A 16,639-nucleotide genomic window follows, 5' to 3' on the forward strand; every position below is an offset into this window, starting at 1 on the left:
GCCAAGGCTCACCCGTTTTGTTCTGACTGTTTGCGATAACTTACAGCAGGTTCAGCTGCTGCATGGCACTGCGAATGCGCTCACGAGTGGCCTCAGAGAGCGGCATCACCGGCAAGCGGCACTCTTCGCTGCAAAAACCGAGCAGGGAGGCGGCGTACTTGGCACCGGCTGGGCTAGGCTCGGCGAACATGGCCTGATGAAGCGGGATCAGCCTGTCCTGCAGCTCGCGCGCTTCCTGCCACTTGCCGGCCAGCGCCAGATTCTGCACCTCGGCCACCAGCTTGGGCGCCACGTTGGCAGTTACCGAGATACAGCCCTGACCGCCACCTATGTTGTAGGCCACCGCGGTAGCATCTTCACCGGAGAGCCAGGCAAAAGGCTTTTTGATCAGCTGACGCTCGACCCATGGGCGGGCCAGATCGCCGGTCGCATCCTTCACCCCGGCGATGCGCGGCAGTTCGGCCAGGCGAGCCAGAGTCGCCGGTTGCACATCGACGATGGCGCGGGGCGGGATGTTATAGACGATGATGGGCTTGGCGGTGGCATCATGCACTGCCTTGAAGTGATGGTAGAGTCCCTCCTGATTGGGACGGTTGTAATAACCGGCCACATGCAGGGTCGCATCGGCCCCAACCCGCTCGGCATGGAGGGTGTACTCGATCGCTTCGACCGGATTGTTGGAACCGGCCCCGGCGATCACCGGAATGCGCCCCGCCACCTGCTTGACCACCAGCTCCACCACCCGGCAGTGCTCGTCGTGAGTCAGGGTCGGGCTCTCGCCTGTGGTCCCGACCGGCACTATGCCATGGGTACCCTGCTCGACATGCCACTCCACCAGACGCAGTAGCGCCTCTTCATCCAGCTTGCCCTGTCGAAACGGGGTAATCAGAGCAACGATTGAACCTTGAAACATGGGATCTCCTTCTCCTAAATGGCACGCATATGGCAATAAAAAACCCCGGTACGATGTGCGCAACCGGGGTTTGAATGTTCTCAGGGATGAGAGGTTACGCGCGAACGTCGGCAGGCCCGGATTTCAGGCTTTTTTTATGCTTTCGTTTCAACTCGTTGAACCGCATTTCATCATCTCTGGTCAAAAAATGGTGTCTGGGCATATTTCGGGAACACGGCAAAAATGTCAAGGCGAAACCGGCTATGTATAATGGCCGCCCAAAATTGCGTGGAGAGAACCGATGAGCAGCCCTGCTGGAGCCATCAGCCATAAAAATAGTGCCGTCAGCCAGATGCTGGAACGAAACCAAGCCCTCTTTGTCGGCAAGCGGCTACTGGTGTGCGGCGCCCTGGAGGATGACTATCCCCGCCAGCTGGCCACTCTGGCCGACTCCCTGACCGTCTTCACCACGGATTACTGCTACTACCGCAGCCAGCAAAGCGCGCTCAAGGATGCCATCCTGTTCGACCACCAGCTGGGCGGTGCTCCCCGCTTCGATGCCCTACTGCTGCTGATGCCCAAGGCCAAGGCCGAGGCCCAGTATCTGCTGGCCATGATGACACCGCTGCTGGAGGCCGGTGCCGACCTGTTTCTCGCCGGCGAGAACCGCGGCGGCATCAATGGGGCCGACAAACTGCTGGCCCCCTATGGCGAGAAGCCGCTCAAGCGCGATTCGGCCCGTCGCTGTTCCCTCTATCACGGAGAGCTCAGCAAGCCGGTTGCCCCGTTCGAGCTGGATGCCTGGTTCAGCCGTTATGAGTGCAAGGCGGGTGACACCGAATTGACTGTGATGGCCCTGCCGGGTGTGTTCAGTGCGGACGGACTGGATCTGGGCAGCCAGATGCTGCTGGCGACCCTGCCCCCCATGGGCGGCGAGCTGCTCGATTTTGGCTGCGGTGCCGGGGTGATAGGCTCGGTGCTGGCCAAGCGCAATCCCGGCCTTGAGGTCACCATGGTTGACATCAATGCCTTGGCACTGGAATCGAGCCGCCGTACCCTGGCCATCAACGGCCTGCAGGGCAAGGTGCATGCTTCCGATGTCTACTCCGACATCAGCGGCAAGTTTGACCGGATCGTCTCAAACCCCCCGTTTCATGCCGGGCTCAAGACCTTCTACGCCGCTACCGAGACGTTTCTCGCCAAGGCGCCAGAATATCTGCGTCCTCATGGCAGCCTGACCATAGTGGCCAACGCCTTCCTGCGATACCAGCCTATACTGGATACGCACTTCAAGCAGACCGAAACAGTGCGTAGCGATGCCAAATTCAAGGTCTATCTGAGCAAAGTGTAAATAAGTGTAAGTCTTGTCCCGAAAGCGCTAGAGAGCGTCGCACGGGATCTGATAAGGTACTTGAATGGAAACAAAAAACACCCCTTAAGGGGTGTTTTTTTGAAACAAATTGAAAACCTTTTCATCTTGTTTATTCAGGGAGAGACATACGATGGCCGGCATTTTGACCATGATCCTGGCTGGCGGCGAAGGAACCCGCCTGCAGCCCCTCACCACTACCCGCAGCAAGCCCGCTGTCCCGTTTGGCGGGAGTTACCGGCTGATCGACTTTGTCCTCAACAACTTCGTCAATGCCGATTTCCTGCGCATCTACGTCCTGACCCAGTTCAAGTCCCAATCCCTCTACTTGCACATGAAGAAAGGCTGGAACATCGTCGGTATCACCGACCGTTTCATCGACCCCATTCCAGCCCAGATGCGGATGGGCAAACGCTGGTACGACGGTACCGCCGATGCCATCTACCAGAACCTGGGGTTTATCGAGCGCGCCGAACCGGACCATGTCTGCATCTTCGGATCCGATCACATCTACAAGATGGATGTGAGCCAGATGGTCGCTTTCCACAAGCAGAAAGCCGCTGCCATGACGGTCGCCGCCCTGCGAATGCCCATTGAGGAGGCCAGCGCCTTCGGGGTGATCGAGGTGGATACCGAGGGGCGCATGATAGGTTTTCAGGAAAAGCCCAAGCATCCCAAACCCATTCCCGGCGATCCCACCCAGGCGCTGGTCTCCATGGGCAACTATATCTTCGAGACCGAGACCCTCTGCCGTGAGCTCAAACGGGATGCCACTGAAGAGAACTCCAGCCATGATTTTGGCAAGGATGTGATCCCCAACCTTTACCCGCGCGCCCCCGTCTATGTCTACGATTACAGCACCAATCTCATCCCGGGCGAGAAGCCGGATGTCTACTGGCGTGACGTAGGAACCCTCGACTCCTACTGGCAGGCGCACATGGATCTGGTGGCTGACAATCCCCCCTTCTCCCTCTATAACCGCAAGTGGCCGCTGCATACCCACTATCCAGCCCTGCCGCCCGCCACCTTCATCGACAGCGAAGAGTGCAAGGTCAAGATCGCCAACTCACTGATCTCCGCTGGCTGCTTCATTCAGGGCAGCCAAATCCAGCGCTCCATCCTGGGATTTCGTTGCAACATAGGCCCATGCAGCCATATCAGTGAATCCGTCCTGCTGGGGGATGTGAAGATAGGAGAAGGTTGCTCCATCCGGCGCGCCATCATCGACAAAAACGTTGAAATTGCACCCGGCACCGTTATCGGTGAAAATCTCGACCACGACAGAGAGCGATTCACCGTATCCGAAGGCGGTATCGTCGTGGTACCTAAGGGAGCAAGAGTTGGCTATTAACCCACTGAAAATCCTGTTTGTTGCCTCGGAAGTTGAGGGGCTGGTCAAGACCGGGGGCCTGGCCGATGTTGCCAGAGCCCTGCCCATGTACCTGGCCCAGAAGGGGCATGATGTCCGGATCATACTGCCCTTCTACAAGACCATAAAACGGCGGGATGAGGCCAGACTGCTGGCCTCCCGCTGGTTGCCAACCCATCCGGGTCTGCCGGATATCGGCTATCGCATCTATCAGATGGATCTGGACGGTGTCTGTGTCTATCTGCTCGACTGCCCGCAGTACTTCGATCGCCCCCAGCTCTACGCCGAAAACAATCAGGCCTATGGCGACAATGGCGAGCGCTTTGCTTTTTTGTCTGCGGCCGCCCTGCATGCCTGTGAACAAATCGGTTTTGCCCCCGATATCGCCCACTGCAACGACTGGCACACAGGTCTGCTGCCGCTGCTGCTGAAGACCCGACATGCCCACAACCCCTTCTTCCAGCATACCCGCAGCGTGATCAGCATTCACAATGCGGCGTTTCAGGGAGGTTTCGGTCGCGAGCAGTTCTGGGCTATCCCCGAGATTGCCGATTACGAACGCCGCATCAACTACGACTATGGTCACGTCAACCTGCTCAAATGCGGAGTGCTCTACGCCGACAAGATCAATGCGGTCAGCCCCAACTATGCCCAGGAGCTGCTCACCCATCTGGGGGCCCACGGCATGGCCCACATCTTCCAGCAACGGGCGGCCGATCTGTGCGGCATCCTCAATGGCTGTGATTACAAGGATTGGGATCCCGAATTCGACGAGCTGTTGCCTGCTACATACAGCATCGACAATCTCGCCGGCAAAGGGATCTGCAAGCAGCGCCTGCAACAGGAGGTGGGCCTGCCCGTCTCGGACTTGCCCATTTATGGCATGGTGTGTCGCCTGACCGAACAAAAGGGTGTGCCACTGCTGATCCCGGCGCTGGAGAAGTTCCTCCACCATCAGGTACAGGTGGTGATCGTAGGTTCCGGCGATCCCGTTCTCGCGGCCCAGTTGCAGACCATGGCCCAACAGCATGCAGACAAGCTGGCCTTCATCAACGCCTATGACGACAGGCTGGCCCATCTGGTGGAAGCGGGTGCCGACTTCTTCCTGATGCCCTCCCTGTTCGAACCCTGTGGCCTCAACCAGATGTACAGCCTGGCCTATGGCACCCTGCCGCTGGTACGTGCCGTGGGTGGCCTGAAAGATACTGTGGTGGACTGGGATGCCAATCCCGAGCATGCCACCGGCTTTTGCTTCAACGATCCTACGGCGGCCATCCTGCTCGATACCATGCGCCGCAGCCTGCTCTACTTCCTGCAGGACAAGGCACGTTTCGCCAAAGTGCAGCGCAATGCCATGAGCACCCGCTTCAACTGGGCCGACTCGGTGACCCAGTATGAACAGATGTACCAGAGTGCCCTTGGACGCCACTGAGCCATCGGCGTCGGCGAATTGCTGAAGTTTTGTCCCTTTGGCATGGCTTTGAGCGCCAACAGTGAAAAAAGTCCCCTCTGGCTGTTGACGCTCCCCCAAAACTCTATAGAATCCCCCTCCGCAGTGATGCGAAGGTGGCGGAATTGGTAGACGCGCTAGCTTCAGGTGTTAGTGTCCCACGGATGTGAGGGTTCGAGTCCCTCTCTTCGCACCATACTGCAACATGCTCTTATCAGGCGGCATGTAAATTCAGACTGATAACCCGATGTGCGAAGGTGGCGGAATTGGTAGACGCGCTAGCTTCAGGTGTTAGTGCCCCCCGGGTGTGAGGGTTCGAGTCCCTCTCTTCGCACCATGCTTTTTATCAGACAGCATGTAAATCCAGACTGATAACCCGATGTGCGAAGGTGGCGGAATTGGTAGACGCGCTAGCTTCAGGTGTTAGTGCCCCCCGGGTGTGAGGGTTCGAGTCCCTCTCTTCGCACCATGCTTTTTATCAGACAGCATGTAAATCCAGACTGATAACCCGATGTGCGAAGGTGGCGGAATTGGTAGACGCGCTAGCTTCAGGTGTTAGTGCCCCCCGGGTGTGAGGGTTCGAGTCCCTCTCTTCGCACCATGACTCTGACATGTAAAAACAGAACGATGCGCTCCATCCGCATGTAAAAACCAGATGGAAAAAATCAGTGTGCGAAGGTGGCGGAATTGGTAGACGCGCTAGCTTCAGGTGTTAGTGTCCCACGGATGTGAGGGTTCGAGTCCCTCTCTTCGCACCATTCATTACGCAAAAGGCCCATCACGAAAGTGACGGGCCTTTTGTTTTTACCCCTTGTTATGACTATGCTTTTGACGATTCCCCGCCTATCGCCATGCCAAGGAACCGTTATGATACTGGATACCGATATTCACAATTTCTACGAACACCTGATGCTCAAGGAGATTGAGAAGCAGGGACTGCAACAGACCCTGAGCAGCGATCAGATGGCCGATCTCTGCTGCCTCACCCTCAACCAGCTGCCTGCCCACTACATTCGCCACGATGTCGATATGATCTACTTCCTGACTGACGCCAAGCGGGCCGAGATGGAGAAACAGGTCATCGAGTCCCTCAAGCTGGCCCAGCAGACCATCAAGCAGACCCCCACCAAGCAATCATAGCCATGGCTGCTGCCAGAGCAGGGTGACGGCCCCCGCCGCCCCGGCCACTGGCAGCAAGATCAACGCAGGCTTCAACCTGGGTTCGAGCATCACCCAGGCCGCCAGCACAAAACCAAGACTCCAGAAGCCATACTCCTTCCCGTACCCCCAATAAAGCACAGCCAACGCGGCCAGTAACAGGACCCCTCTCAACCCCCAGCGCATCTCTTCTCTCCTTGCCCCACAATTGATAATAATTATCATCTTCATTTATTGATGGCGCAAGCCATTTCAAACGAGCTTCGAATGTCGCTCACCTTGCCAACAGGGCGCTCAAAAATGGGTTATGAGATCAACTAAATTGTGATTTTTTCAATCAATCTTGTGTTTTTGCCAATTCAGTTGGGATTTTCTCCCCCCGGATTGTGATAGATTGCGGCCTCTTTTTGGGTTGGCCCCTCGGGATACAAATATCCACAGGACGAGAGGGACCGACCTTGGCGAGCAAGAGTTTAGGAAGTATCTATGCAAAACCAACACAACCAAATCCGACTGCCGAGCATGCTGCAAGTATTTGCCTGCCTGGCCATTTTCCTGGCCCTGGCCTTCTCCTTTACCAGCGTGCTCGACCTGCCGATCCAGCTGGCCCTGTTCATCGCCTGGTTCGTCATCATGGGGCTGGGCATCAAGCTCGGCCATGATTACAAATCCCTGGAACAGGCTGCCGTCGACGGCGTCTCCAAGGGGATGGGGGCCATTCTGATCCTGGTTTCCGTCGGTGCCCTGGTCGGCACCTGGATCGCAGGTGGCATAGTGCCCAGCATCATCTACTTCGGCCTCAAGGTGATACACCCCTCCATCTTCCTGCTGGCGACCCTGATCATCTGCTCCCTCACCTCGCTGGCCACCGGCACTTCCTGGGGCTCCGCCGCCACCGCCGGTATTGCCATGATGGGCATAGGCCACAGCCTGGGTGTTCCGGCACCTCTAGTGGCCGGTGCCGTGCTCTCCGGCGTCTACTTCGGTGACAAGCTCTCCCCGCTCTCCGACTCCGTGGTACTGGCCTCCACCATGTCCAACGTCGACGTGATGGAACACATCAAGGGGATGCTGCCCATCAGCCTGTTCTCCTACATCATCACCGCCGCCTTGTTTACCGTGGTCGGCATGCAGTACTCGGGCAATGTGAGCCTGGAGCAGGTCAACCTGGTGATGGAAGCGCTCGACAAGCAGTTCAACATCACCCCGCTGGCCATCATTCCGGTGGTGCTGGTGCTGGGCCTCCTGGCCAACCGCAAGCCCGCCTTCCCGGTGATCAGCTTCGGCGCCCTGTTGGGCCTGGTGTGGGCCATCGTTTTCCAGGACATGGATCCGGTCAAGGCGATGCACTCCGCCTACAGCCCGTTTGCCATCACCTCCGGTGTCGATTTCATCGACAACATCCTGGGCCGTGGCGGTATGGAATCCATGCTGGGCTCGGTGGCCGTCATCATCTTCGGTCTGGGTTTCGGTGGCCTGCTGGAGAAGGTCGGCATTCTGGAAGTGATCGCCAGCGCCTTCGAGAAGCGCATCAACGGTGCCGGCAGCCTGACTAGCCACACCATAGGCACCGCCTTCCTGGCCAACGTGTTCGGCTCCGCCATGTATGTGTCGCTGATCCTGACCCCCAAGATCATGGCCAAGAACTACGACCGGCTGGGACTGGCGCGCAAGAACCTCTCCCGCAACGCCGAGTTTGGCGGCACCCTCACCTGCGGCATGGTGCCCTGGAGCGACAACGGCATCTTCATGGCCGGGGTACTGGGGGTGGCTACCCTCGATTACCTGCCCTACATGTGGCTCAGCTTCACCTGCATCATAGTGACCATCACCCTCGCCTATCTGGGCAAGGCTGTGAATCGGGTACCGCTGGTCGAGGCGGCCAGCTCCCGCTAACTGTGTAAACCCAGCACTTTGAACAGGATAAAGGCGCCCTTGCGGCGCCTTTATCGTTATTACCACTCAACCAACAAAAACGGCCCTCGTTGCCGAGAGCCGTTGCATCGAACCGGATTCGTGGTCAGATGGAGAAGCTGGAACCACAGCCACAGGTCGTCGTGGCGTTGGGGTTGGTCACGGTGAAACGCGAACCTTCCAGACCCTCGGTGTAATCCACACTGCCGCCCACCAGATATTGCAGGCTCATGGGATCGATCACCATGGTAACGCCGTTCTTCTCGACCACGGTGTCGCCATCGTTGATCTTCTCATCAAAGGTAAAACCATACTGGAAACCAGAGCAGCCCCCACCCGTGATGTATACCCGCAGCTTGAGCTCCGGATTTTCTTCTTCGGTGATCAGGGTCTTCACCTTGTTGGCTGCCGCATCCGTCATCTGGATTGGCAACGGGGCTTCTGCTACTGCACTCATCACTGACCTCACAACCATTAGATCCACAAACATGGAAACCGCGAAATTATCCAATACCCGACCATTCAGTTCAAGTATTCACCACTACTCTTGTCCGGTGGCGGGCACAGGAGCCGGTGGCGCCGCGACCAGCGGTTTGATCACTTCGCCCCACTCCACCAGCAACTCCTGCGCCGGCTGCCGGCCATCCTTGTTGATAGTGACCCGGATCCGGTCCGGCACGAACCCTTCGGGCAACTGCCAATTCCCCTCAAGCAGCTGGAAATAACGCAGGGCATAGCGCCATTCGCTCACCTTCATCCCCAGATCCCGTCCGGTCAGCACTCTGGGCTTGTCACCCTGGCTGCCTTCGACCCGGATCTGCACCTGACCGCGAAACAGCTCGCGCTTCTTGGCAGGCTGCGTCAGGGCCAGACGATAGTGATAACGACCGGGAATGCTGGTCTCCTGCAGGGTGAGGTTATCGATCACCACCCCGACCTGTTCACCGGTGGGGCGCATGATCCGCTCGAAAAACGCCAACTGGCGCTTGAGCTCCTGTACTTGAGCCTCCTGGCTCTTCAGGGTGGTCTGCAACTGCTCGAAGGCGGCCTTCTGGGTCGCCAGCTGGGTATCCTTCACGCCCAGCTCGGTCTTGAGCTGACCGATGGCCTTGCCTTGGCGATCCAGCGTCTCCTGCTGCACCACTAGCAGACTGCTCTGTGCCAACTCTTGTCGGTTACCGACAAAATATCCGATGAGCGCCCCCACGATCAGCACCGCCAACAACTTCAATATCTGGGACATAGGGCCTCTTCTGTTACCACGCCATACGGCTGCCACCTTCCCTTCACTATACGCGACCCAAGCTGAACCGCGATGATATACAAGGAGTTAACTGGTGGTGGCGCCGCTCTCTCCCCGCTTTTGACGCGCGGCGAGCCGTAAAGTTCGCTCCAGGATCTGGGAATAGATGGGGCGACCACCCAATCCCTGCGCCACCAGGGTCGCGCCGACGGTCGTGATCATCATGGGCAGGATCAGCTGATAGTTGTCAGTCATCTCTGTCACCAGCACTATGCCGGTGATGGGCGCACGCACTGTGGCGGCAAACAGCGCCCCCATGCCCGCGATGGCGAAAGCGCCGGGCTCGATGCCAAGATCCGGAAACGCGGAGTGAAAAAGATGGCCGAACACCACGCCAAAGAGAGTGCCGAGGGCCAGGGTAGGGGCAAATACCCCACCAGGGGCGCCGGAGCAGAAGCAGATCAGGGTCGCCACCAGTCGCACCGAGAAGATGAGGAACAGGGTAGCCATCGCATATTCCCCTCCCATCAGGTGGGGGATCAGTTCGGTACCGCCCCCCGTGACAGCCGGAGCAAACAACGACAAGACGCCAAAGGTGCCAGCCACCAGCATGCCAATGGCGACAAAGCGGTGACGTTTGTTCTGGTGCAGCGCCAGATAGCCATCCTGACAGGCCAGCACCAGTTTATTGAAGACAAAGCCGAGCACCCCGAACATGCCCCCCATGAAGAGGAACAGCCAGAGTGCCTTCAGTGCCGGGGCATCATAGTGCGGTAGACTGATGACGGGGGCTTGCCCCTTCATGTTTTGCAGCATCAGGGTGGCCATGATGGCAGAGATCCCCACCGCCTTGATGGCCAGGAAGGAGTAGCGAAACTGCGGCCGCATCTCCTCCATCACGAACAGGATCCCAGCCAGCGGCGCATTGAAGGCGGCGGCAAGGCCGCCAGCCGCCCCGGCGGCCAGCAGAGCATGGCCATGCTCCTTGGGCAGCCGGAAGATATCCGCCACCATCTTGCCAAGGTTGCCGCCAATCTGGACCGACGGCCCCTCACGTCCCAGCACCATGCCAGAGCTCAGGGTACAGATGCCGCCGAAGAACTTGACCGGCAACACCCGCCACCAGCGCACCGGGCGCAGATCGTCCATCGCCCCTTCGATTTCGGGAATGCCGGAGCCGCCCGCCTCGGGGGCAAAGGCATGGGTAAGAAAGTAACCGACCAGCCCCAGCAGGGCGCTGAACCCGAATCCAAGCAGCCCCAGCTGCCACCATGGGCGATCGGCCAGCAGATCCAGGCGTTGCCCGACCAGCCAATGCACCCCAGATTCAAAAAGGCCGCATACCAGCCCCGCCAGGGTACCGACCAAGGCTGCAAGCAGCAGTACCAGCAAGGGGATCTTGTCTTGCCGGATGATTCGAGAGACGGCTCCCCGAGGAGCTGCATCCGGTTCAGAAGAGGAGAGAGCTTGTTGCGCCATCTTGTTACACCAACTTGAAAAACGACATCGTCAGCGAGCTGAGATCAGGATCACCCGGCGCATTGCTCGGCTGCCCAGGGCTGGGGCTTTCTGCTATAGTCGGCCCGTTAATTTTGTCACGGGTGCAGACCGAGAGTCCGGGTGGCGAGAGCGCAAAGCATACTCCTCATGCCACAACCTGCCGAGTCTCAATCGGCTGCTTTCCCCTGTGTGACGACCAAAATCCCATTAAGGATGATCCATGTCAAAATCAGATCAGCTGTTTGAACAGGCCCGCCAGACCATTCCGGGCGGCGTCAACTCACCGGTCCGCGCCTTCAATGGGGTCGGCGGCACACCCCGCTTCATCGATCACGCCGATGGCGCCTACCTCTATGACGTGGATGGCCAGGCCTACGTGGATTACATCGGTTCCTGGGGCCCCATGCTGCTGGGTCACAACCACCCGGCCATCAAGGCTGCCGTCATCAAGGCCGTCGAGAAAGGGCTGAGCTACGGCGCCCCCACCGAGATCGAAGTGCTGATGGCCGAGAAGGTACGCCGGATCGTCCCCTCCATGGAGCAGGTGCGGATGGTCAACTCCGGCACCGAGGCAACCATGAGCGCCATCCGGCTGGCCCGCGGCTACACCGGTCGCGACAAGATCGTCAAATTCGAAGGCTGCTACCACGGCCACGCCGACTCCCTGCTGGTCAAGGCCGGCTCCGGCGCCCTGACCCTGGGCCAACCCAACAGCCCGGGCGTGCCGGCCGACTTCGCCAAGCACACTCTCACCTGTGTCTATAACGATCTGGACTCGGTGCGCGAGGCCTTCACCCAGTACGGCAGCGAGATCGCCTGCATCATCGTCGAGCCGGTGGCTGGCAATATGAATTGCATTCCGCCGGTCCCCGGCTTCCTGGAAGGGCTGCGCGCCATTTGTGACGAGTTCGGCGCCCTGCTGATCCTGGACGAGGTGATGACCGGTTTTCGCGTCTCCCTGCGCGGCGCCCAGGGGCACTACAACATTGACCCAGATCTGACCACCCTCGGCAAGATCATCGGTGCCGGCATGCCGGTGGGGGCCTTCGGTGGCAAGAAGAAGGTGATGCAGCACATCGCCCCGACCGGCCCCGTCTATCAGGCGGGCACCCTCTCCGGCAACCCGGTGGCCATGGCCGCCGGCCTGGCCATGCTGGATCTGCTGCTGGAGCCGAGTCTGTATGATCAGCTGAGCGCCAAAACCGCCCAGGTGGCCGAGGGGCTCAAAGCCGCAGCTGCCAAACACGGCATCCCGCTCGCCATCAACTATGTCGGCGGCATGTTCGGCTTCTTCTTCACCGACGAGCCCGAGATCACCCGCTACGAGCAGGTAACCCGCTGCGACATGGAGCGCTTCAAGCGCTTCTACCATCTCATGCTTGAAGAAGGCGTCTATCTGGCGCCGAGCGCCTACGAGGCTGGCTTCCTGTCGCTGGCTCACGGCGACAAGGAGATAGCACACACCCTGGCAGCCGCCGATCGCTGCTTCGCCAAGCTGGCCGGTTAATCCCCTGCCGATACAAAAAGGGCCCACGAGGGCCCTTTTTTATTCTTCACCTTTGCGGTGCAATCCTTCCTGACCCGCCCCTCTCCTGCCGCCTTCTGGTGCAATTCCCTCTCCTATCCCTGTCATAAAGCAGGCCCACAATTTGCACATCCAGCTCAGGCCCCATGCAAACGAGGTTCCCATGGCAGAGATGAGCCCCATCGACGTGTTGCGACGCTATCAGGAGTTCGGCGACGAACTGCATCCTCTGCTGCAGGGATTGCTCGAAACCCCGCTCGCCTCGCTCAAACGCTACTCCTTCATCGTCAGCATCGAACAATGGAAGGGGGCAGCCGGGATCCTGCCACCCTCTCCTGCCGAATCCGACCGGCTGCATCTGGTCATCCGTGGTCAGGGACGGGCAGTCACCGTCTGCCTGCACCAGCTTATCGCCTGGTTGATGGGCGATGGTGGGCGGCGGCGCGCCATTCCCTGGTTCAAGGGTGTCTACGTGGTATTGAGTGCGGCCCTGTTCCTGATCGTCGCCACCCTCATCTGGCACGGATTGGAGCAGCTTTATCTGCTGTTGTGCGGCACCCGGCAGAATCGGCTTGGCGCCTTCAGCGCCATCATCTTCCTGACCCTGGCGCTGGCGGTGTTCGATCTCGGCAAAACTATTCTGGAAGAGGAGGTGCTGCTGCATAAGGACATCTTTCGCCACAGCGCCATTCGCCGCACCATTACCCGCTTCATCGCCGCCATCCTGATCGCGGTCTCCATCGAGGGACTACTGCTGCTGTTCAAGGGCTCGCTGGGCCAGAGCGAGCTGCTCTGGCCTGCGGTCGGCGTGATGGGATGTGCCGTGGGTCTGCTGCTGGCACTCGGGCTTTATGTTTTTCTCGGGGCCAGAGCCGAGGCCGCCCTGGTGCAGGCTAGCTTGCGTCCGCAACCAGTTGTGGGGAAGGTTGACGACCCGCCCGCCATGAGGCGTACATGGTCCAGGAGGTATAGATGACGATGAAGGCGACCAGCCACTTCAGCATCTCCACATCCATCGACTTGACCAGCATGGCCGCCAGCACCACCCCGATGGGGCCAAAGATGGCAACCGCCAGCACGGCCTTGGCATCAAAGGCCCCCTTGCGGATAAAGGTACCCGCCGAGAAGACGCTCAGTACGGCGGTAGAGCCCATCATGATGGGAAACGCTGCCAGCGGGTTCATGCCAAGCAGGTAGACGAGAGTCATGCAGGGTGCAAACAGACCGATACCGACATTCATCAGTACTCCGAAGAGGAAATTGCCGAGCAGAGCGATCACCAGCTTGTAGCCGCTCAACCCCATCGCCTCTCCCCCCACGGGGAAAAGGCCCAGGAGACCGGCGAAGATGAATCCGGCGACTACGAGAAGAGAGATAGCCATCACCAGCCGCACGGTTTGCCGATCAAACGAGGCAACCCGCCGCGCGCCCCAGGCGGCGCCTGCCGCAGCGGCGACCATCATGCTGAGCAAGGTCAGGGGGTCGACGGCCACTGCGCCGATGAAGATGAGTGATTGGGTCACCGCAGGCAACACACACTGACTGTTGAGGGTGCCGGGCAACAGACGATCGTCGATCAGCTTGAACTGCTTGTAGCAAGCCGTCTTCACCGCGAAGCTGCCAATCCCCAAAGTATCGAGGAAATTGGCAATCCCCCCGATCGCCGCCACGGGCCAGAAGGGGGTGGGCTCGATCGTCCCGTTACGCTTCATTCGCCAACATGCCTGCACCAGCATGATGACGTATGCCAGACCGCCGACTATAAAAATTAACCGTAAAATTTCAACTAACATATGGGTTTCTCCTGCCACGGGCGGCGATTCTAAGGCAGGCAGCAGGAAAAATCTTGACTGGAATTAAGCAATCCCCCAAATACGCGGCAGTGGGAGCAAATATTCCCGGATAGACGTCGAACGACTCTGCTAATACTTGTTACTGGGGCGAGAGGCCCATCCCGTCGGACGCTGTTATGGTCCTTTCGCGACGACCACCTGTTCCGATGGGCATAATAAAAAGAGGACCGGTAGCAATACCGGCCCTCTTTTTCTATCACGGCTGAAGGTGCAAACAGAGCTTACTGAATGCTCTTGCCCTCACGCACATCCTTGATGAAGCCTTTCAGACTCGCGAGATCCCGCGGTGCACCACGCAGAATCTGATCACCGATAATAAAGGCAGGGGTGCCCGAAATGGCAAGCGCTTCCGCCAGTGCCCGGTTGGTACCCAGATTCTGATCGATGCTGCCATCCTTGAGCTTGGCCTCAACCTTGCTCCAGTTCACGCCTGCCGCTTCAGCCACCTGTTTGACCTGTGCCTCATCGGCCAGCGGTCCCTTGTGCGCATAGAGCTTCTCATGGAAGGCCTGGTACTTGTCTGGCTGTCCCAACTGGACTGCCAGTGCAGCGCGTGCGGCAAAGTAGGAGGTTTCGCTCAGGATCGGGAACTGCTTGTAGATGTAACGGATATCCTTGTCTTCCGCCATCAGCTGTTTGACCAGCGGGTGGGCGCGCTTGCAGTAGCCGCAGTTATAGTCGAAGAACTCGACCACTGTCAGCGAGCCTTTCGGATTACCCATCTCGGGATCATTGTTACCATAGAGCTGCTTGGCATGAGCCTTGATAAGCGCCTTGTCACTCTCGGCTTGCTGCTGCTCCTGCTTGGCGCGCAGGGCATTGGACATCTCAACCAGTATTTCCGGATTCTTGACCAGATAGTCACGCACGATTTGCTCGACATCGGTCTTGGTCAACTCGCTTGCCTGGGCCGGAGCCGCCAGCAGGGTTACGCCCGCCAGGGCGCAAAACAGGGCATTTTTAATAGTCATAACATTATCTTGCAGAGGATATGATGGTGGCCACTATAGTGGTTGAGTCTGTATTCAAGTCAAGTTATCTGGCTAAAAATGCGATAACCCCACCCTTTTCATCCCTTTTGCCGTGATTTCGTGCAATTAACCAGCGATCAGGCAAGTCAGGGATTTACAAGCAGAAACAGCATGGTAATATTCGCCGCACTGCTGCGGAGGGGTGGCAGAGCGGCTGAATGCACCGGTCTTGAAAACCGGCGATGGGCGACCATCCGTGGGTTCAAATCCCACCTCCTCCGCCATCAATTCGAAGCCCATGCAATTTTGGTTGCGTGGGCTTTTTTGTATATGTCGTCTATTTCCCTTGCCTCATGCAGCAGGCTGCATATCCCATCATTGATGCCCATCCCATATCCTCTTCCGAATAATCCATTTCCGTTACCTAGATACACTGTGACATTGACGTAGATAAAGCACTGAGAAGAAGCTTTGTTCACCTAACCCTGCAAGAGAAGAGACTACTCACGAGCGTGACGGTTCCAGGCTGGAGAAAATAGATCCGCAACGGGAGAAGATAAATTGATAGAGGAAAAACTGCCCATAAAAAGGCGAAAGAATACGCAGAAAACAAAAAGCCTTCCCTATCGGGCAAACCTTAAAACGAAAAAAAGCCCAGTCTGTCGACTGGGCTTCTTGTTAGTGGCGGAGCGGACGGGACTCGAACCCGCGACCCCCGGCGTGACAGGCCGGTATTCTAACCGACTGAACTACCGCTCCGCATTCGGTTAGCTTTCGCTAAATCATTTGCTGCTTATTCTGAGGTGTCATCCTCGCAGCCAGTAACGTGATTTTGCACATCACTGTTTAATTGGGTGCCTGGCAGTGTCCTACTCTCGCATGGCGAATGCCACACTACCATCGGCGCTACCGCGTTTCACTTCTGAGTTCGGCATGGGTTCAGGTGGTTCCACGGCGCTATGGCCGCCAGGCAAATTCTTCAATCTGAGAAAGCTGACGTGAATAACGACTTGGTCGCTATCACTGAATTCATAGTTCGCTCATTCGCTACAAGGCCCAGAACACTTCTTGGGTGTTGTATGGTTAAGCCTCACGGGTAATTAGTACGGGTTAGCTCAATGCATCGCTGCACTTACACACCCCGCCTATCAACGTTGTGGTCTCCAACGGCCCTTCAGGACCCTCAAGGGGTCAGGGATGACTCATCTCAGGGCTCGCTTCCCGCTTAGATGCTTTCAGCGGTTATCGATTCCGAACTTAGCTACCGGGCAGTGCCACTGGCGTGACAACCCGAACACCAGAGGTTCGTTCACTCCGGTCCTCTCGTACTAGGAGCAACTCCCTTCAATCATCCAACGCCCACGGCAGATAGGGACCGAACTGTCTCACGACGTT

The 16,639-nt window shown here is 58.1% G+C and carries 14 protein-coding genes, 7 tRNA genes and 2 rRNA genes (1 of these 23 cut by a window edge); 13 read left to right on the plus strand and 10 right to left on the minus strand.

Translation table 11 applies throughout. From position 1 onward, the window contains the following. Positions 1-40: 40 nt before the first annotated feature. Positions 41-913 carry a 4-hydroxy-tetrahydrodipicolinate synthase gene (gene dapA, locus I6L37_RS01865; protein ID WP_042026733.1) on the minus strand — a complete coding sequence of 291 codons (873 nt, stop codon included), beginning with the start codon at positions 911-913 and terminating at the stop codon, positions 41-43. 280 nt (positions 914-1,193) lie between these two features. Between dapA and rsmC the strand changes: the two genes are divergently transcribed. From rsmC to I6L37_RS01910, 9 genes are all read left to right on the plus strand, one after another. Then, complete coding sequence (gene rsmC, locus I6L37_RS01870) at positions 1,194-2,243, plus strand: 16S rRNA (guanine(1207)-N(2))-methyltransferase RsmC (RefSeq protein ID WP_216993141.1); 1,050 nt, start codon at positions 1,194-1,196, stop codon at positions 2,241-2,243. A gap of 151 nt (positions 2,244-2,394) precedes the next feature. Beyond that, the gene (gene glgC / locus I6L37_RS01875; RefSeq protein WP_201980801.1) at positions 2,395-3,612 is read left to right on the plus strand and encodes a glucose-1-phosphate adenylyltransferase; all 1,218 of its coding nucleotides are present in this window, start codon (positions 2,395-2,397) and stop codon (positions 3,610-3,612) included. Beyond that, complete coding sequence (glgA, locus tag I6L37_RS01880; protein ID WP_216993142.1) at positions 3,602-5,062, plus strand: glycogen synthase GlgA; 1,461 nt, start codon at positions 3,602-3,604, stop codon at positions 5,060-5,062. The genes glgC and glgA overlap by 11 nt, the downstream gene beginning before the upstream one ends. A 128-nt stretch (positions 5,063-5,190) precedes the next feature. Continuing rightward, positions 5,191-5,276: transfer RNA gene (locus tag I6L37_RS01885), tRNA-Leu, on the plus strand. Between the two features lie 55 nt (positions 5,277-5,331). Beyond that, positions 5,332-5,417: transfer RNA gene (locus I6L37_RS01890), tRNA-Leu, on the plus strand. A 46-nt stretch (positions 5,418-5,463) separates the two neighbouring features. Then, positions 5,464-5,549, plus strand: a tRNA-Leu gene (locus I6L37_RS01895). Positions 5,550-5,595: 46 nt separating this feature from the next. Continuing rightward, positions 5,596-5,681 (plus strand) — tRNA-Leu (locus I6L37_RS01900). 71 nt (positions 5,682-5,752) lie between these two features. After that, positions 5,753-5,838, plus strand: a tRNA-Leu gene (locus tag I6L37_RS01905). Positions 5,839-5,947: 109 nt separating this feature from the next. Further along, positions 5,948-6,220: a late competence development ComFB family protein gene (locus tag I6L37_RS01910; RefSeq protein ID WP_216993143.1), complete on the plus strand. Its 273-nt coding sequence runs from the start codon at positions 5,948-5,950 to the stop codon at positions 6,218-6,220. On the opposite strand, the gene I6L37_RS01915 is transcribed toward I6L37_RS01910, so the two are convergent. Continuing rightward, on the minus strand, positions 6,215-6,424 hold the full coding sequence (locus I6L37_RS01915; RefSeq protein ID WP_216993144.1) for a hypothetical protein: 210 nt from the start codon (positions 6,422-6,424) through the stop codon (positions 6,215-6,217). The genes I6L37_RS01910 and I6L37_RS01915 overlap by 6 nt on opposite strands. A gap of 300 nt (positions 6,425-6,724) precedes the next feature. Between I6L37_RS01915 and nhaC the strand changes: the two genes are divergently transcribed. Further along, positions 6,725-8,134: a Na+/H+ antiporter NhaC gene (nhaC, locus tag I6L37_RS01920; RefSeq protein ID WP_216993145.1), complete on the plus strand. Its 1,410-nt coding sequence runs from the start codon at positions 6,725-6,727 to the stop codon at positions 8,132-8,134. 124 nt (positions 8,135-8,258) lie between these two features. Here nhaC and erpA read toward each other — a convergent pair whose 3' ends face one another. From erpA to clcA, 3 genes are all read right to left on the minus strand, one after another. Next, positions 8,259-8,609, minus strand: coding sequence for an iron-sulfur cluster insertion protein ErpA (gene erpA, locus I6L37_RS01925; RefSeq protein ID WP_026456436.1), 351 nt, complete (start codon positions 8,607-8,609; stop codon positions 8,259-8,261). Between the two features lie 84 nt (positions 8,610-8,693). Further along, the gene (locus I6L37_RS01930) at positions 8,694-9,395 is read right to left on the minus strand and encodes a DUF6776 family protein (RefSeq protein WP_026456437.1); all 702 of its coding nucleotides are present in this window, start codon (positions 9,393-9,395) and stop codon (positions 8,694-8,696) included. 87 nt (positions 9,396-9,482) lie between these two features. Then, on the minus strand, positions 9,483-10,874 hold the full coding sequence (gene clcA, locus I6L37_RS01935) for a H(+)/Cl(-) exchange transporter ClcA (protein ID WP_042026740.1): 1,392 nt from the start codon (positions 10,872-10,874) through the stop codon (positions 9,483-9,485). Positions 10,875-11,115: 241 nt separating this feature from the next. Between clcA and hemL the strand changes: the two genes are divergently transcribed. Beyond that, entirely contained in the window at positions 11,116-12,402 is a 1,287-nt protein-coding gene (gene hemL / locus I6L37_RS01940; protein WP_216993146.1) for a glutamate-1-semialdehyde 2,1-aminomutase, read from the plus strand. Positions 12,403-12,583: 181 nt separating this feature from the next. Then, positions 12,584-13,396, plus strand: a complete 813-nt coding sequence (locus I6L37_RS01945) for a hypothetical protein (protein ID WP_216993147.1) — start codon at positions 12,584-12,586, stop codon at positions 13,394-13,396. On the opposite strand, the gene I6L37_RS01950 is transcribed toward I6L37_RS01945, so the two are convergent. Further along, positions 13,314-14,213 carry a sulfite exporter TauE/SafE family protein gene (locus I6L37_RS01950; RefSeq protein ID WP_026456441.1) on the minus strand — a complete coding sequence of 300 codons (900 nt, stop codon included), beginning with the start codon at positions 14,211-14,213 and terminating at the stop codon, positions 13,314-13,316. The two genes, I6L37_RS01945 and I6L37_RS01950, sit on opposite strands and share 83 nt — an antisense overlap. A gap of 281 nt (positions 14,214-14,494) precedes the next feature. Further along, positions 14,495-15,244: a DsbA family protein gene (locus I6L37_RS01955; RefSeq protein ID WP_216993148.1), complete on the minus strand. Its 750-nt coding sequence runs from the start codon at positions 15,242-15,244 to the stop codon at positions 14,495-14,497. Positions 15,245-15,440: 196 nt separating this feature from the next. On the opposite strand from I6L37_RS01955, the gene I6L37_RS01960 reads away from it, so the two are divergent. Continuing rightward, positions 15,441-15,528: transfer RNA gene (locus I6L37_RS01960), tRNA-Ser, on the plus strand. 398 nt (positions 15,529-15,926) lie between these two features. Here the strand turns inward: I6L37_RS01960 and I6L37_RS01965 are convergent. From I6L37_RS01965 to I6L37_RS01975, 3 genes are all read right to left on the minus strand, one after another. Continuing rightward, positions 15,927-16,003 (minus strand) — tRNA-Asp (locus tag I6L37_RS01965). A 97-nt stretch (positions 16,004-16,100) separates the two neighbouring features. After that, positions 16,101-16,215: ribosomal RNA gene (gene rrf, locus I6L37_RS01970) — 5S ribosomal RNA — on the minus strand. 108 nt (positions 16,216-16,323) lie between these two features. Next, positions 16,324-16,639 (minus strand): 23S ribosomal RNA (locus I6L37_RS01975) (it continues 2,573 nt past the right edge of the window).

It is taken from the genome of Aeromonas sp. FDAARGOS 1407, assembly GCF_019048725.1.
GTDB lineage: Bacteria > Pseudomonadota > Gammaproteobacteria > Enterobacterales > Aeromonadaceae > Aeromonas > Aeromonas enteropelogenes.

What these genes read in the sequence shown, in the direction of transcription:
- dapA (WP_042026733.1), bottom strand. Translation starts at nt 913, where the DNA reads ATGTTTCAAGGTTCAATCGTTGCTCTGATTACCCCGTTTCGACAGGGC.
- rsmC (WP_216993141.1), top strand. Translation starts at nt 1,194, where the DNA reads ATGAGCAGCCCTGCTGGAGCCATCAGCCATAAAAATAGTGCCGTCAGC.
- glgC (WP_201980801.1), top strand. Translation starts at nt 2,395, where the DNA reads ATGGCCGGCATTTTGACCATGATCCTGGCTGGCGGCGAAGGAACCCGC.
- I6L37_RS01910 (WP_216993143.1), top strand. Translation starts at nt 5,948, where the DNA reads ATGATACTGGATACCGATATTCACAATTTCTACGAACACCTGATGCTC.
- I6L37_RS01915 (WP_216993144.1), bottom strand. Translation starts at nt 6,424, where the DNA reads ATGCGCTGGGGGTTGAGAGGGGTCCTGTTACTGGCCGCGTTGGCTGTG.
- nhaC (WP_216993145.1), top strand. Translation starts at nt 6,725, where the DNA reads ATGCAAAACCAACACAACCAAATCCGACTGCCGAGCATGCTGCAAGTA.
- erpA (WP_026456436.1), bottom strand. Translation starts at nt 8,609, where the DNA reads ATGAGTGCAGTAGCAGAAGCCCCGTTGCCAATCCAGATGACGGATGCG.
- I6L37_RS01930 (WP_026456437.1), bottom strand. Translation starts at nt 9,395, where the DNA reads ATGTCCCAGATATTGAAGTTGTTGGCGGTGCTGATCGTGGGGGCGCTC.
- clcA (WP_042026740.1), bottom strand. Translation starts at nt 10,874, where the DNA reads ATGGCGCAACAAGCTCTCTCCTCTTCTGAACCGGATGCAGCTCCTCGG.
- hemL (WP_216993146.1), top strand. Translation starts at nt 11,116, where the DNA reads ATGTCAAAATCAGATCAGCTGTTTGAACAGGCCCGCCAGACCATTCCG.
- I6L37_RS01945 (WP_216993147.1), top strand. Translation starts at nt 12,584, where the DNA reads ATGGCAGAGATGAGCCCCATCGACGTGTTGCGACGCTATCAGGAGTTC.
- I6L37_RS01950 (WP_026456441.1), bottom strand. Translation starts at nt 14,213, where the DNA reads ATGTTAGTTGAAATTTTACGGTTAATTTTTATAGTCGGCGGTCTGGCA.
- I6L37_RS01955 (WP_216993148.1), bottom strand. Translation starts at nt 15,244, where the DNA reads ATGACTATTAAAAATGCCCTGTTTTGCGCCCTGGCGGGCGTAACCCTG.